This window comes from Lewinella cohaerens DSM 23179, assembly GCF_000379805.1.
GTDB classification, from domain to species: Bacteria; Bacteroidota; Bacteroidia; order Chitinophagales; family Saprospiraceae; genus Lewinella; species Lewinella cohaerens.
In genome coordinates, this window is record NZ_KB903556.1 from 17,675 (window position 1) to 33,786 (window position 16,112).

Genomic DNA, 16,112 nt, shown 5'->3' on the forward strand with positions numbered 1-16,112 from the left:
TATTTTTGTGCTGTTCCTTATCATGAGATTAAAGCATACCTACCATGCTTTAAAAAAATCGTGGACTCAATATTTCACCACTACGAGAACGGCCACCAATACCATAGCGAATGACCGCTTCTACTGAGCCGCTAGAGTAGTTCTTTAGTTCGGAAAGGGTGTAATCATAAGACAGACCAAACATAAATTGGTCACTAAACTGCATTCCTAGCAGAATTGCAGCAGACTCCCCAATTCCCGAGACACTCGAACCACCTAGGCGGTAAGATACGCCACTATATACGGTTTCTCTAAAAATAAAGTTTAAATTAACATCCCCATCAAATGGTGCTCCTTCTACATATTTAAAAAGAAACTGGGGTTGCATTTGCATATTCTCTCCCAAACTTACCAGTACGCCGGCCATTAAATAATAATGAGGCACCTCACGGGAAATCACCGTCCCTTCATCCGCAAAGTCGATATTATTGGTCAGTAAGCGGGGTGCACTAAAGCCTACATAAAAGGTTTGGTTGCTGTAATAGATTCCTGCACCAAAGTTAGGTAGCATTTTGCTCTGTTTACCTGTTGGTATAGCGGGGTCCCCTTCCCGAGGCTGAGTAGATTCGGTTTCATCAAAATTGACTTGCAGCATTCGTACAGAGCTGGATAATCCAATACCCATACGGCCGCCTCTGCCCAAATTAAAGCGATAACAGTAGGAAATATCGGCCGTCAGGCGTTCTGTTGCGCCGATACTATGACGTGAAATATTGGCACCTAAACCAATCCCTGATGCTGTCAAAGGCATATTAAACGTCAACAACTGTGATTGGGGGGCACCTTCCAGCCCGATCCATTGTTGCCGCACCAGCGCGGTAAACGTAGGGGTTTCCTGCATTCCAGCATAAGCAGGGTTGAACCCTAGCTTATGATACATAAACTGGGTAAACTGCTCGTCTTGCTGAGCCAGCAAAACACAACTGCTGCTCAGTAAAAGGAATATGGCAAAGTATAGTTTGCGCATCTTTTTTATTTTTTCCAATCAGCAGGTATTCTAAGTATTGCGCAGAAAATAAAACGCGATTTTCTTCAAGTTTTTCAAATAGTTAAAACACTTAAAATGAACCGTTTATTCAACTATTATGAAAAACAAAATCGCTATTTATTTTCGTGCTGTTCCTAAAATACCTGTCAATCATTTTTATGGCCCTTTGGTTCGGTCAGATGCCGAACCCAAGGGGCGTTTTTGGGAATAACTATCGTTGTATCATCACGTAACCTGCAGTAGGTTCACTTCCATCACCCAGGTCAACAATATAAAAATAAGTGTCCACAGGTAATTCTTCGCCAGAGTAGGTACCATCCCAAGCGCTGTCATATGGCGTACCTGAGCGGTAAACCTCATCTCCCCAGCGATTGAATATTGTAACCTGACTCCTTGGGTAAGCATCCTTATCCAAAAGGCAGGGAATCACAAAGTGATCATTGTAATCATCACCATTCGGCGTGAAAATCGAAGGTACTTTACAAGCAACACCATTTCCAATAATGAAATTAATTGTTGCGGTTGTTGATTCGCAACCCTCACTCACTGCGGCGTAGATCAGCTCATCCGTTCCTACAAAGTTAGCAGGAGCGATATAGTGAACAAGCTCAGGGTTGGTCAAACTAGCTTCACCACTGAATGGCCCACTTATAATAGACACCGTTGTTCCAATAGGCACCATGTCATTACCCAATGGGAGTACATCTGCTTCGCCGCCAAAATCAACACTCACATCATCGTCCATAAGTACTGGCGGAAGTTTGTACAAAACAATGGCCGTATCACGAGAAGATGGCCCACAATAGCCTTGATCAACCTCCATTATCAATATATTCTCTCCTACTTTTAGGCCACCTACTGTAGGTGTCGCAGATGTTGCATTAGAGAAGGTAAGGTCACCATCGGGAGAATACCAGCGAATGGTACTGCCCAGCGTTGGTTCTTCCCCTACTAATGAAACTTCGTTGAGATCATCACACACAATCCTGTCTGGGCCTGCTTTGGTAATCGGGTCACTCACGTTTACAGCTACCACATCAACGCTCATGCCACAGACACAATCGACCTGCCACTCAAAGAAATAGAAGTTATCTGGTGCTAAACCAATAATTTCCGTATTAGGGTTTGTTGGCTCTACAATCACTACCCCCAAACCAATTTGCGCAGGATCTTGCACCCAAATCCCAGTGCAATCCTCGCCGGGAGGAACGCCTTCCAGAATAACAATTTCATCTTCACAAACGAGCAAATCGGGCCCTGCGTTAGCTGGTTCCGCATTGATAACGTTGAGTGTCACTTCATCGAAAGAATAATTGCGACAAGCACCATTAGAAAGCGTCCAGCGCAAGGTGTAAGGATCACTTACCGTGGTAAGTCCACTCACAACAGAGTTGGCTGCATCAGGGTTTGCCAACACAAAGCCAGGAGGATCCATTGGACTCACTAAACTCCACATACCGGTGCCTACGGTAGGTACAGCCCCCTGCAAGACAAACTGACCAGAACAAACCGTGCTATCAACACCTGCAAAAGCAGTATTTACAGGAATTGTATCGAAACGCACTAGTGTAGGATTTGACAGCGACGAACGACAGCCATCCGCTTCTGAACGTGCGTAGAACGGAAAGATGCCTCCATTGGCAAAGAGGGCAAAATCTGTCACCTCCAGTACTAGATCGGGGCCAGGGCCGCCGATTTGAATTTCGCCTCCATCACCCGTATACCACAGGTAATCAGCTCCCGACACTGCGGACATACTATCAACAGCAAGGGTTAATACCGCGTCGGGATCATCCAAACAAATAGAAATATCGTGAGACACAATCGGCGTCTGAGGTCGATTACGCACCACTACATTGGTAATAACAGTATCTGACACACAACCTGCCACTTCTACCACTACACGATATACGCCATCATGCGTCAAAGAATCAGCATTATTGATCACCGGATTATGTGCTTCTACTCCGGTACCAAAAGAACTAGGGCCACTCCAAGAGTAGTCACCGCTAGGGTAAAACGTACTTTGTAGGGAGATCACATCACCCGCACAAACAGGCGAATTGCTCGTGAGGGTAACATTAGGAATTGGGTTAATCGTTATATTTCGTGGCGGAGAAAGGCTACTAGCGCATCCTTCTCGTACAACATAAACACGGTAATTACCTGCATCCCCGACATTCGCGGGGGGGACTACTAACATATTTTCACTACCTGTAGGAATATTGTTTCCAAACGGAGTATTCCAAAAATAGGTAACATCTGAGCCCGGTACCGCCGATGTAATCAAGGTAAAACTCTCTCCTTCACAGAAACTTGTCCCCCCTGAAACGGTAACAGGTTGGGTTAGCTGAGCAGGTACAAAGTTAAGGTCGACGGTTATTGATTCTGTTCCTGAGGAACAGCCATCAGCAGTAAAGACTTCCAATACATACACGCCATCGTCAGCGGACGTAGCGTTGGGGACATTTAGCATTGGTACGGTTGTCTCGACTGGTATTGGATCGCCAGGTTTTTGCCAGACATAGGTAAAGTCACCATCGTCAGCAGGCAAGGTAGCAGCTGTGATTTCGATATCAAAACCTGCATCTACACAGGCAGGCACATTATCGCTGAGACCTGTAATACTAACATTATCCAGCACATTGACCTCTACCATGGCACTATCTACACACCCGGCACCACTCGTCACGGTAACTTCGTAGGTACCCGCTCGTGAAGGTGTGATATTATTAATGACCGGATTTTGGATGCTCCGGCTATAGTTATTGGGGCCGCTCCACTCATACGATGATCCAGCGACGGTACTGAACCCACTCAAGGTTACATTATCGCCTTGACAAGCAGGCTCAGGATCAGCTGAAGCAGATGCTACCGGGGTAGGGTTAACGACCACACTAATACTTTCTGAGGCAGAGGAAGGGCAGCCATTGAGCGTCACAACCAAGCTCCACGTTCCTTGATCCATAGCCGATGCCATCGGAATGGTAAGTGAAGGCGTGCTCGTCGTTGTTGAAAATCCTCCACTTCGGCTCCACAAATAGGTACTTGCTCCAGTAAAGCTGGTTTGCAACACCAGAGGCGCGCCAGCACAAACGGGCGAATTACTGGCAATGGTAGGCTGAGCAGGTCGTGGTTTGACCGTTATCAGGGTAGAATCCGGAGCCGATACACATAAGCCTCGGTTAACCTCAACGAAATAATAACCTGCTTCACCAGCAGTAAGTACTGGTGTATTGGGAAATTGCACGTTTGCAGTAAAACCATTAGGGCCAGACCAGGAATAAATAGCATTGCTTTGAGGGTTAACCCCTAGCGCTATGATTTCCTGCGCACATACTAAGGTATCGGCGTAGGTAACAACTGCCGTAGGCCGCTGAAAAATGGTCAACTGCTGACCTGCAGAAGCTGCGGAAAGACAACCATTGGCCTCCACTTTCATATAGAAGCGTCGGACTCCCAGCGGATGAGGGCCTGACACCGTAAACATTGGTTCTGTACTGGTTCCTAACAAGGTTCCGTTGGGGGCAATTCCTTCGTACCAATAAAAGGTGACGTTCATGCCCGACGGAACCATAGGTGTCTCTAACAAAATATCTTCGTCACTACATAAACTACTGACAATTTGCAATTGTGGCGTTAGCGGAAGGTCTTCAATACTTACATTTACTACACCTTCTGCGGTACAGCCAGTAAGCCCCGTAATTACGACACGATAAGGACCTTCATCACTTCCATCGATGCCTGTAAGCATAAGATCCGGATTCGGGCCTGCTGGTGAAAGTGACATCCCTGTAGGTCCAAACCACTGATAAGTATATACACCAGGATTGGGAGCTGGCGGATTAGCCACCAAGAACAAAGTATCCCCACCACAAAGACCAGAGTTGGCTGTAGGCATAGGGCCATCCGGCGCAATCCCTACAATTGTTTGGCAGGTACCAATATTTCCCGAGGTGTCGCGTGCGCTCAACGTAACGTTGATGACTTGCCCAACCTGAGAGCAATCAAAAACATTAGGACTCAACCAGAGGCTATCAATCACTCCGCAGTTATCAAAACTGCCGGCATCTACGTCAACAGCACTCACATCCTCGACTTGCAGCCCCGATGGGTTGATAAATAAATTGGTGGGCTGACAAAGTACCATAGGAGGCGTAACATCTTCTACGTTTACGTTAAACGAACAAGTATCAGCATTACCAGCCTGGTCTTGAATGAGGTAAAACATTTCTGTCGTACCTACATTAAACGTGGCCGTAATCTCCCCGGAAGGGCTTGGAAAAGCGCTTTGCGGCATAGGTGTCGCTCCTGTAGCGTAATAGGTAGAAAGGAGTTCATCGTACCGCAGGGTAGCCGTAATATAGCTAATACTGTCCCGGTCACCGTCCATCGTAACGATCATCGGATTACAAGGATTGATGCCATCACCGAGTACCCCAGGAGGCACGGTAATATCATTGGGTACAATTTCCAAATTCACCAAGCCATCCGCAGCCCAGGTATTGAAAGTAGCTGCAGGAATTGTGACGCTTAGTTGGCCAGGTGTCGTACAATTGGCAATGCCAATATTCGTTGTAGCCAGCGTACTTCCATCATCACCAAGAATGGTCACAAAAGCGCCATTGGAGTTGAAGTCGCCCTGTAGATCAATCGTAAGCGTAACGTCGCTAAAAACATTTGCCGCTACATCATCAAAGGCGAGGGTCTGCCCCTGTGGCAGGTAATCGTTCAGGTTAGGATCAAGGAAGAACTGCAGGAATGCCTCCCCCTGTGTTGCTGGCAAGGTACGTTCATAAACGGCGTATACATCACAGTTATCGACAGCTCCCAGAGGAACGGGGAGCGTTAGCGTTTTTTGGCAAGAATCAGCGTCTACAGCTACCGTTATCGGCATTGGACAGCTGATTTCTGGCATCTGCATATCCTCTACAGTGATAGAATATTCACAGGAATCAATATTACCAGCACAATCAATTGCAAAATAGCGGATCAAGTGCTCACCCTGATCCAGCGTAACATCCACCGGCGCAATAGGTGCTACAGTCACGCGGCTACCACCATCAATACTATACTGGTAGCTTATCCCTCTTAGTTCATTGATAATAAAACTCAGGTCAGCCTGTACAATACTGCCTCCTGGGCAATTGGCGTTGATTGCGAAACGCTCCGGCTGCCCCATAGGAATATTGGGCTCTAACCGGATATTGATGACGCCATCAGCAGACCAGTTGTTGAGCTGACTAATTGTTAAAGGAAAAAGTGTCACCCCATCTCCACATTGAGTTGCAGTATTACTGGTTTGCCCTAACAGGGTACCATCTTCTCCGTACACGCGGAAAAATTCTTCTGGAGATTCGGCATCTGCTGTGAATAAACTGATGGCCAAATCGGCTACTCCGTCCACGTTGATCGGTAGCGTATTGGTGATCACTAAATCCAGGTCTACTGCATCTACTACAACCTCTCCTTCTTGGCCAGGGGCAGCCTGTGAGGTCAAAGGAGCATTGGCAGACAAGATGATCGTATCCATATCCAAGGAACACTCATCGGTGATTAAAGGTGGCACTAAGGTAGCTTCACCTGCACAATCACCAGGGTTGGTACCCACGATAAAGTCTGAAGGGCAATTACTAATAATCGGCGCTAACTGATCCAATACCGTAAAGGAAACCGTCGCGGTATCACTCAACCCACATTCATCAAAAATGATAAAGTCGATATCCTGGCGTTGAACGATCTGATCGGGGCCAGTAGGGCAATTGACTAAGACCAAGCTGGGCTCATCTGTCGTACCACTATTGTAAGCGACCCAGGTAATATCTTCTTCCAGGGTACAATTATCGGATGCTGTTCCATTACCATTGTTCATGATCCATTCATGGAACACCAATTCCGCTTCTGTATCTACGGCACAGAAAATCAGAAAATCCTCCGGATCTTCCACAAACTCTGGTGCTTGCTGATCAACGACGGTAATTTCCTGGGTAATTTCCGTAAACTGGCCACAGCGGTCTGTCACTATCCATTTACGGCGAATCAGATAGTTATTAGGGCAGGTATCCGGAAAAATATCATCGGTAAAGTTTACATCCGGATCAGGATCACAATCATCCATTACGTTGGTAGGTGTACCCGTAAGATTGATATCATCTGCCTGACTACAATCAACCGTAATATCTGGTGGTACGTTGAAGGAGGGGCTTTGCAAATCAGCAATAGTGATAACCTGCACCTTTCCTGAAACATTACCACAAACATCCGTTGCCCGCCATAGGCGAGTAATCGTTGCTTCGTCTTCGCAAGTCCCAGGAGTAAACTGATCGGTAAACTGTACATCCACATCTGCCGAACAGTTGTCAAATACATTTGAGACATCCCCAGTTACGGTCAGGTCCAGAGGGTCCGTCGTACAGGAAATCGTAATATCTGCTGGAGCGTTATAAGAAGGAGGCTCCTCATCCGTTATCCGAATAAATTGCGTTGCTACGGCTGAGTTTCCACAAGAATCACTTACCACCCAAGTTCTTAAAATATTGTATTCGTATTCCTGGCAGCTGCCATCAAATACCTGACTAGAACTAGGGAGGTACGTTGGTACTAAATTCGGTGTACAGTTATCGGTAACTGTTACTACTGGAGGGTCAGGGACCACATCATCACAGCTAAGGTTTAGATTCCCCGGCACTCCAGACAATACCGGAGCGATGGTATCGATCGTAGTGTAAGAAGCCATGTATTCACTTCCATTCCCACATTGATCGCTCAAACTGAAGGTCACAATTCGGGTAGCACAAGCCTCTGTAAATGAATTACTACTATCATCAGTGATCGTAATAGGGCCAGTACAATTGTCCGAGGCATTGGTACTGACGGCTACTCGTAGGGAGCTGATCCAAACATCATAGCGATCCGGGTTATTGGGTGCCGATGGAATGGCGAACTCACAGGCCACGGTATCATTGATAACGGGTAGGGCTACCATAGGGGCAGTCCCATCAGGCAACACTGTAATATTCTGGGAAACGGTTGTCGATTCCATACCTACGGTAGCTGTCCAGGAACGGACAATTATCCCTCCGGCACAAGGATCAATAGAAGCAGCATCCGGTGTATCAACCGGGCTGACTTCAAAATCAGCACCTCCCATTCCATCGTTCGCCGTTAAGTCTACGGGAGCAGGGACCGCATCAATACAAGGAACAGTAACATCACCGGGAGTAGGATCTACAAACACTGGTGCCATTACATCAACCGCACGTGCGGGAGGAGTAGGGTTAGTAAATGCTGAGAACAGCAACAAACTAAGTACAGCAGAAAAAACGATCGTGGTATATCGTAGCGCCATAGAGCAGCTTTTTGGGTCAATTTTCGGGTTTACAACAGGAAAGGGAATAGGTTCCTTCCCAATAGGAGGCCCACCGTGAGCACCATCGGGGCCAGGGTTAAGCAACATTGGTAATATTTGTGTTGATCGAAATCAGATGGAAAACACGTACCTGAAAATGACGGGCACCACTAAGAAGGGCACCATCGGGATGGACGTTTTGCGTGTAGTTCATGGGATCAAATCGGTTTGGCAAATGGATTATCTAAGCTAGGCTTAGACGATTCAGTATAGATCAAAAAGTAAAAAATATACTTTTCAATCCTTCCTTTGGGTAACAAATTTCGGTTAAAATAGTGAAAATCAGGAAGGAAATGCCAGAAAAATAAAAAGGAACGGCAGAAATGACAAAAATCATCCAAGAATAAATTAAAAGAGGGGAATCGAATGATCTTCGATTCCCCTCTTTTAATTTCCGCAATGAAGCGTTCTATTTCTTGAACACAAAACGGGTGATAAAAATGCCTTCACCATCATCTCCACCCGCTGAGCTTTCCACGCCGCTGGTGACAAAAGCCAGTTCCCAGCCCTCGGCGGTGAGATTGTTAAGCTTATCGGTAATCATGGCATCATTGGACGCTACATTCTGAAAATTGATCCCACCCAAACTGAAGAAGTTTAGAAGTTTTGTTTCTTCAAAATTGTCGATTTTCAAATCACGTCGGCGCACATCGTCCATATTGCTATTCTTGCCATCAGTACGACTAGTGGTTGCAGCATCGGAATTTNCCTCATCTTTCTCTTCAATTATTCTTGAACGGCCAAGCCCAGCAGGTACAATAGATTCAACGACTGTAACAATTTTATACTGGGTTTGAGCACTAAGGTCAATCGTAAACAAGCTGGCGATAGCAAGTAAAATAAATAGTTTCTTCATGATTAGTTTTGGTTTTAAGTACTGAAGTTATTTAAATAAATCTGGGCAAAGATAAGCCTACACAGGCTCCCTTTTCTTTACAGTATCGTTAAAGGGGGCGATAAAAAAGTTAAGAAAAACTAACTTTGCGTCCCTATTCACGACTTAAATTCAATGCGCAAACTATCTTTTTTTCGCCCACTGTTGCAAAAAACTTCGACCGACTGGCCCTGGCATTTGATGGGGCATCTGTTCTTCGGGATAATGTTCATCATGAGCCTTGTGCTTTACAAAGAGCGAATGCTGGCCATGGATAGTGCCTATTATGCGTTTAAGGTTATCGTTCATGAGGATTTTTTTACGGGGCATCATCGTTCAATCAGTTATCTCCCACAATTATTCCCTCTGCTGGGGATCAAGCTCGGGTGGTCACTGAAGGCGGTCTTGATGGCCTATTCTGCTGGCTTTATCTTGTTTTATTATGCTGCTTACAACATCATTGTATACCTGTTTAAAAATCCGCAAGCAGGGCTGTTTCTCGCGCTTTCTTTGGGATTAAGCATGCGTTATAAATTTTATGGCCCGGTAGGTGAAGTTGTTCTTTCTATCGTCTATATGGCTTTATTACTTGGTTGGTTGACCAAGCCCAAGGATAAATTTACCCGCCTAAATGCATGGCTGGATGTGCTCATAGGCATAGCGATTGCCAGCTTACTTCATACCGCCCACCCTTTCATTACCATCACAACAACGATAAGCTTAGGCTTTGTTTTGATTTTTCAAAAGGAGTGGAAAAACCTGCGCTTTTGGGCCACCAGTATTTACACGGGGGCACTTTTGCTTTTCTCTTTTGTTTTCGTGGAACGAAATGCCTACGAGGCAAACCGTGCCGATCGCTTGAGTGAAGCATGGGAAGTCCTGGAAAACTACAATGACTATTACNTCTCAGAGGTTATCTATTCGTATTTTGATGCTCAGTATGTACTTCCTTTTGTTGTTTTTCTGGTCAGCCTTGCGTTTCTCTTCTTCCGCAAGCGCTTTTTCTCGGCACTCTATCTCAGCTTAAGTTTCTTGATACTGCTTGGTATCATTATCGTTATGCATGCCTACTTGAGTTCTAAAATCCTCATTATGCTTGATGGTTACATGGTGCATTTAGGTGTCATCTGGGCGCTTCCATTAGCCTTTCATTGGGGTAGGGAACGACAACGATGGATGATTCCGGCAATGGCACTTTTATTGATTTTCAGCTTGGCCAGAATCAACGACAGTAAAGTATTCTTTCAGAAAAGGTTAGCTTATCTCGAAAATGCCCTGGCGCAACATACCAGCCCGGAACACCCCAAAGCCGTTGCTTATCTCGAAGACTTCAACTACGAGAAGTTATGGATTGGCTGGGCAATGAGTTGTGAAACGACTATGCTTTCTTCGTTGGAAGGCCCCACTTTTAGCCGCAGTATTTATCTGGCCGACAAGCGTGGTGACCTAGATGGGCGTTTTGATGAGCCCAGTCTTTATTTGAATGTTCCCTTCGCACCAGATTTCATCAAGAACGATGATTTACCTTCACAATACTTTCAATTCCGGAAGGTACCTTATCGGGAAATAGAGCTGGATTAAGCACCGCCCGACCACTAATGCCAACCTTCTTCGGAGATACTGTGTTTTTGTCAACAGAAGAAAATAAAGACAGCACAAAAAATACCAAGTCAATGTACATCGAACAAATCTATACCGGCTGTTTGGCACAAGGTGCTTACTATATTGAAAGCGAAGGCGAAGCTGTCGTTATCGACCCTTTACGGGAAACAAAACCTTACTTACAAAGGGCCCAGGAGCGAGGTGCTAACATTAAGTATATTTTGGAAACACACTTCCACGCTGACTTTGTTTCCGGCCACCTTGATTTGGCTCAGAAAACAGGAGCTACTATTATCTATGGTCCAGAAGCCCAGACATCGTACGAAAAGCACCTGGCCAAAGACGGAGAGACGTTCCAGGTAGGCAAGCTCACCATTCGCGTATTACATACACCAGGCCATACACCAGAAAGTACGACCTACCTACTCCTTGACGAAAACGGTAAAGAACACGCTATTTTCACTGGCGACACTCTTTTTATTGGTGATGTTGGCCGCCCAGACCTAGCGCAGAAAAAAGGGAGCCTTACGAAAGAAGACCTTGCTGGCTGGCTATTTGATAGCCTGCGCAACAAAATCATGCCACTTCCAGACGATGTCATTGTTTACCCTGCTCATGGTGCTGGCTCGGCTTGTGGCAAAAACATGAGTTCAGAAACCTGGAGTACACTGGGCGAGCAGAAGCAGAGCAACTATGCCTTACGGGCAGACATGAGCAGAGAGGAATTCATCCGTGAAGTAACCGACGGGCTATTACCTCCTCCACAATACTTTGCGAAGAACGCACAGCTCAACAAAACAGGCTATGCCGACATAGACGAAGTAATGGAGCGCGGTGCTCAAGCCCTACCGCCAGCAGCTTTTGAAACCGTCGCTAACGAACACGGCGCACTCATTCTTGACGTTCGCAGCAAGGAGAAGTTTGTAAAAGGATTTGTTCCAAATTCTGTTTTCATTGGCCTCGACGGCAGCTTTGCCCCTTGGGTGGGCGCTCTGATTACCGACCTCCAGCAACCCATTCTTATTGTAGCCCCTGAAGGGCGCGAAGAAGAAACAGTAACCCGCTTGGCGCGTGTAGGCTATGACAATGCCTTGGGCTATCTCCGGGGTGGTATTCCTGCCTGGACAGCCGCCGGGCAAGAGGTAGACACCATTGATACTATCCAATTAAAAACTTTTGCAAAAAGATTTAAAGGCAACCCTGAATTAGCGGTTCTGGATGTCCGCAAACCTTCTGAATGGGAGGCAGAGCATTTGGAAAACAGTCAAAATTTTCCGCTCGATTTTATCAATGCGCACATGCATGAAATCCAGCGCGACCAGCCGTACCACCTTCATTGTCGTAGCGGCTATCGTTCTACTGTTGCGGCATCAATCCTGAAGGCTCGTGGTTTTCAGGATGTGGTAAATGTTCAGGCAGCTTTCTCTGATTTCGGCGATGCTGATTTGCCGCTGACGGCTTTTGTCTGTCCATCTACATTGGACAAAGGGTAAACGCATAAAACCGTAAAGAATTCACTTAGTATTGCGCAGAAAATAAAACGCGATTTTCTTCAAGTTTTCCAAATAGTTAAAACACTTAAAATGAACCGTTTATTCAACTATTATGAAAAACAAAATCGCTATTTATTTTCGTGCTGTTCCTTAGAGAGGGGTCGGCCATAGATCAAACAGGTTTACACGAATTTAATAGCTACAATGTTATTATCTTAGTTGTCAACTTTTTTATTTAAACAACCACCTATCATGAAAAACTCCTATTTAACGATGCTGCTATTGCTGTTGCCTTACCTGATGACAGCCCAAGATGCAGACGGATGCACCGATCATCCGCTTATTTCCCGCTATCCGGACGCCCAAATTATCTGGTGTAGTGCGGAAGACTTTGCAGAATACCACATTGCCACCGGGCCAGTGACAGGCTACCAACACATTGACGAATGGATTGACCTGGAAGGAAAAGTATACCGTTATAATTATGAGTTACGGAATACGACCAACACGATGAACGAGGTCTACCAAAACTACCGTAACGCATTACAGAAAGCAGGTTTTGAAATACTGGCTGAAGGCAACGACCCTAATCGCGATCGCATGAAGGCCAATGAAGTGGGCGGCAAGAGTTGGATGCCGGTTGCCAGCCGCAGAAACCCTTTACCAACCACAAGTATGAGTAGGCTGAACACCGGCTCCTCCTCTTCTGGTGGGTACGGTTTCGCAGCAGGGAAGTTAGAAAAACCGGAGGGCAACGTCTTTGTTACCGTCTCTGCTTACCAGTACCGTTCTGATATTGTAGTCATACAAGTGGATGTGATTGAAGAAAAACCGTTGGACGATGGTAAAATCACCATTGACCCTGACTACCTCGCGCGGGAAATTGCTACCAAAGGCACCGTTACCCTTTCCGGCATCTTCTTCGATTTTGATCTCGCCATCGTCAAGCCGGAATCTGCGGATGCATTAGCCGTCATCGCCACCTACCTCAAGCAAAACGCCGATGCCCATTTCTTTGTCGTTGGCCATACCGACTATAAAGGGAATTTAGCCTACAACCTCAATTTATCAAAAGAGCGTGCGGCAGCGGTCGTCAACAAGTTGGTCAGTGATTATGGCATTGCCAAAGAACAACTGGAAGCACAGGGTGTAGGCCCCTTGGCACCGCGTACTACCAATGAATCAGACATTGGCCGCGAAAAGAATCGGCGCGTGGAGCTGGTGTTGGGCAATTGATTACTTCCGTTGAATCGGGCAACTAGACCTTTCGGCGAAAGTATGTAGAGAGATAATCTGCGATGATGACCTTCGGTGATCGCCCCTTCGGTTCTCAGCGTTCAGGCTGCTTCGCGCCCTGGAGGTAAAGGACATGAGGATAGCTAAATATCAAAGGCTAACTCACAACTTCGGGAAGAAAGGCTGTAAACAAATGAAGAGAAAAAGTGCGCAGGCCAACAGGCCGGAGCTCGGGGCCCGGAGGGCGCAAGGACGAGGGATAGCGTGGAGCGACAGCGACCAATAGCCCGGTGCCGATCCCGTCCCGACTTTTCTAGTCGGGACGGGACATGGCATGGCCCCAGATGAATCAGGAGGTAAGTACCTACTGGCTACTGCTTGATCACCCTCAGCAATTGCCCCTCTAGCTGGAGCAGATACACCCCTTTGGGTAAGCTGGCCACCTCTATTTGTGGGTGATTAGCGGCCAGGACACCTGACTTTAGTACTTGCCCCGTGAGGGTAGAAAGTTGGTAAAAACTACCGGGAACCGTTTTTCCGATAAGGTTAATAACATCTGTCGCCGGGTTGGGAAAAACACGCACCGTATTCTCCTTCAAAACCACTTCCGTACTGGTAGTCATTGGTATTAGGCCATTGATATCATACTGCGAAAAAAAGCGCCAAATTTCTTGCGAAGCGTTGATGTCATAATTGGTGCCCGGAAAGCCAAAAATGGTGCCCGGCCAAGTATGGCCACCATCGAAAATTTTAAAAAGTTCTACCTCTATACCTGTTGCGTTTTCCTCCGAGTAAACCCAACGCTCAACGGTTGAGCCATCATTGGTATTTGTATTAGGCACATCGGTAATAGTGGGATCAGGGCTTAAATTATTGAAGTTGGCCCAAAAGGCAACAACCTCCTCTGTGCCTTCAATCCAGTTGGCACCATTATAAGGTACGGTACCATCGGAGGTACCGTGAATCTCCATGACCGGCATCGGGTGACCAGGGTTGCAGCTACCAAACCGGCCGGCGTTCATCGTGCCCGTCACAGAGGCGATGGCCGCAATCCGCTCGCTGAGTTCACAGGCTAATTCATAGCTCATAAACCCTCCATTGGACATGCCTGTGCTGTAGATCCGATCCGCATTAATGTGATAGTTTGCCAAAAGCGTATCCAGCAAAGCATTGGTAAAGCCAACATCATCTACGGTGCTTGCGCCCCAACCGACGTTCCAGTGGGTGGTACCCGTATTGTCTTCGGTGCCCATGGGGTGTACTACCAGGAAGTTGGCCGTATCGGCAATGCCTCTAAAGTCACCATAGAACATCTGTTCGTTGGCCGTGGAAGTGTAGCCATGAAAATTGAGAATCAACGGTACTTCGGGGCCTACCGCCTCATAAATAGCAGGTACATAGAGGATATAAGATCGCTCTAGTCCATCATATTGGATGGTGGCGGTGATCGTCTGCTGAGCAGAAAGGAAGAGCGTGATAAAGAGAAAAAAGGTGGTCGTAAACAATGCTTTCATAATATTCGTTTTGGTCATGCACAGCAAATTTACAGTTTCCGAGTCAACCTCTATACTGAATCGTGCTCATACCGTGCAAAAGGCGTAGATTATTTATTTCCTCATCCCTTATTTAGTATATTTCCCTAACACTAGAAACTATCCTTTCATGAGAACGATAATTGTGGCAGTAGCCATCCTTTCCTTCAGTTTTTCCGTTAGTGCCCAAAACACCCCTAACGAAGATCAGCTTGGCGCTTGGTACATGTACTTTTTCAATGCGTCTTTGGGAGAAAGCCAATTTGGGATACAGGGTGATTATCAATTTCGTTTTTGGAATATTGGAAATGACTTAGAGCAAATACTACTTCGTACCGGCCTTACCTTCCGGCCCAAAAATGCTAATGTATTATTCACCCTCGGTTATGGCAACATTACCACTGGCGTTTTTGGAGAGAGTACCGCCACGACTTCCGAAAGCCGTATCTACCAAGAGGCGCTTCTTCCCCAAAAAATTGGCAGCAGGTTTTTGCTCACTCACCGCTTTCGCTACGAACAACGCTGGGTGGAAGGCCAAGACTTCCGAACGAGGTATCGTTATAACATCTTCGTTAACATCCTCCTAAACAAAACTCGTCTAGAGAAAAACACGGTCTACCTCGCCCTTTACAACGAAATTTTCATCAACGGCCAACGCAGTATAGGCAATGGCCAGCAGGTACAGTTTTTTGACCGCAACCGTACTTATCTGGGCCTCGGTCTGGGGTTGCGCAACAACCTGAGACTACAAGCAGGTTGGATGAAACAAACGACCGTCAACTGGAGTAAAGGCCAAACCCAGCTTAGTTTGCACCACAGTTTTTAACGCTCATTCAGCAGCTTCGCTGATCGCCTACGGAGGATAAAGGTCCGTTTACAAGGTCATAGCGGCACTCCACACAATGAGGCGAGGTAACAAGGAGCACAGGAGGTTTCCTAT

7 protein-coding genes are annotated in these 16,112 nt (G+C 46.4%); 3 read left to right on the forward strand and 4 right to left on the reverse strand.

Annotated features, from left to right (window positions below; all coding sequences use genetic code 11):
* Positions 1–49: 49 nt before the first annotated feature.
* The 3 genes from A3EU_RS0119605 to A3EU_RS0119630 all read right to left on the reverse strand — a co-directional run bounded on the left by A3EU_RS0119605 (position 50) and on the right by A3EU_RS0119630 (position 9,291).
* Complete coding sequence (locus tag A3EU_RS0119605) at positions 50–1,006, reverse strand: PorP/SprF family type IX secretion system membrane protein (protein WP_020537901.1); 957 nt, start codon at positions 1,004–1,006, stop codon at positions 50–52.
* A 232-nt stretch (positions 1,007–1,238) separates the two neighbouring features.
* Positions 1,239–8,375, reverse strand: a complete 7,137-nt coding sequence (locus A3EU_RS0119615) for a T9SS type B sorting domain-containing protein (RefSeq protein ID WP_211213954.1) — start codon at positions 8,373–8,375, stop codon at positions 1,239–1,241.
* A 469-nt stretch (positions 8,376–8,844) separates the two neighbouring features.
* Positions 8,845–9,291, reverse strand: a complete 447-nt coding sequence (locus tag A3EU_RS0119630; RefSeq protein ID WP_020537906.1) for a hypothetical protein — start codon at positions 9,289–9,291, stop codon at positions 8,845–8,847.
* Positions 9,292–10,982: 1,691 nt separating this feature from the next.
* Here A3EU_RS0119630 and A3EU_RS0119640 point away from each other — a divergent pair.
* Both A3EU_RS0119640 and A3EU_RS0119645 read left to right on the forward strand, forming a co-directional pair.
* On the forward strand, positions 10,983–12,404 hold the full coding sequence (locus A3EU_RS0119640) for an MBL fold metallo-hydrolase (protein ID WP_020537908.1): 1,422 nt from the start codon (positions 10,983–10,985) through the stop codon (positions 12,402–12,404).
* Positions 12,405–12,656: 252 nt separating this feature from the next.
* Positions 12,657–13,640: an OmpA family protein gene (locus tag A3EU_RS0119645; RefSeq protein ID WP_020537909.1), complete on the forward strand. Its 984-nt coding sequence runs from the start codon at positions 12,657–12,659 to the stop codon at positions 13,638–13,640.
* Positions 13,641–14,011: 371 nt separating this feature from the next.
* On the opposite strand, the gene A3EU_RS31140 is transcribed toward A3EU_RS0119645, so the two are convergent.
* The gene (locus tag A3EU_RS31140; protein WP_020537910.1) at positions 14,012–15,154 is read right to left on the reverse strand and encodes a T9SS type A sorting domain-containing protein; all 1,143 of its coding nucleotides are present in this window, start codon (positions 15,152–15,154) and stop codon (positions 14,012–14,014) included.
* Positions 15,155–15,302: 148 nt separating this feature from the next.
* Here A3EU_RS31140 and A3EU_RS0119655 point away from each other — a divergent pair, with 148 nt between their 5' ends.
* Positions 15,303–15,998 (forward strand): DUF2490 domain-containing protein, encoded by a 696-nt coding sequence (locus A3EU_RS0119655; RefSeq protein WP_020537911.1) that lies wholly within the window; start codon positions 15,303–15,305, stop codon positions 15,996–15,998.
* Positions 15,999–16,112: the final 114 nt, after the last annotated feature.

Excerpts from the sequence above, each read along its gene's own strand:
- A3EU_RS0119655 (WP_020537911.1), top strand. The coding sequence starts at position 15,303 with ATGAGAACGATAATTGTGGCAGTAGCCATCCTTTCCTTCAGTTTTTCC.
- A3EU_RS0119645 (WP_020537909.1), top strand. The coding sequence starts at position 12,657 with ATGAAAAACTCCTATTTAACGATGCTGCTATTGCTGTTGCCTTACCTG.
- A3EU_RS0119615 (WP_211213954.1), bottom strand. The coding sequence starts at position 8,375 with ATGGCGCTACGATATACCACGATCGTTTTTTCTGCTGTACTTAGTTTG.
- A3EU_RS0119605 (WP_020537901.1), bottom strand. The coding sequence starts at position 1,006 with ATGCGCAAACTATACTTTGCCATATTCCTTTTACTGAGCAGCAGTTGT.
- A3EU_RS31140 (WP_020537910.1), bottom strand. The coding sequence starts at position 15,154 with ATGAAAGCATTGTTTACGACCACCTTTTTTCTCTTTATCACGCTCTTC.
- A3EU_RS0119640 (WP_020537908.1), top strand. The coding sequence starts at position 10,983 with ATGTACATCGAACAAATCTATACCGGCTGTTTGGCACAAGGTGCTTAC.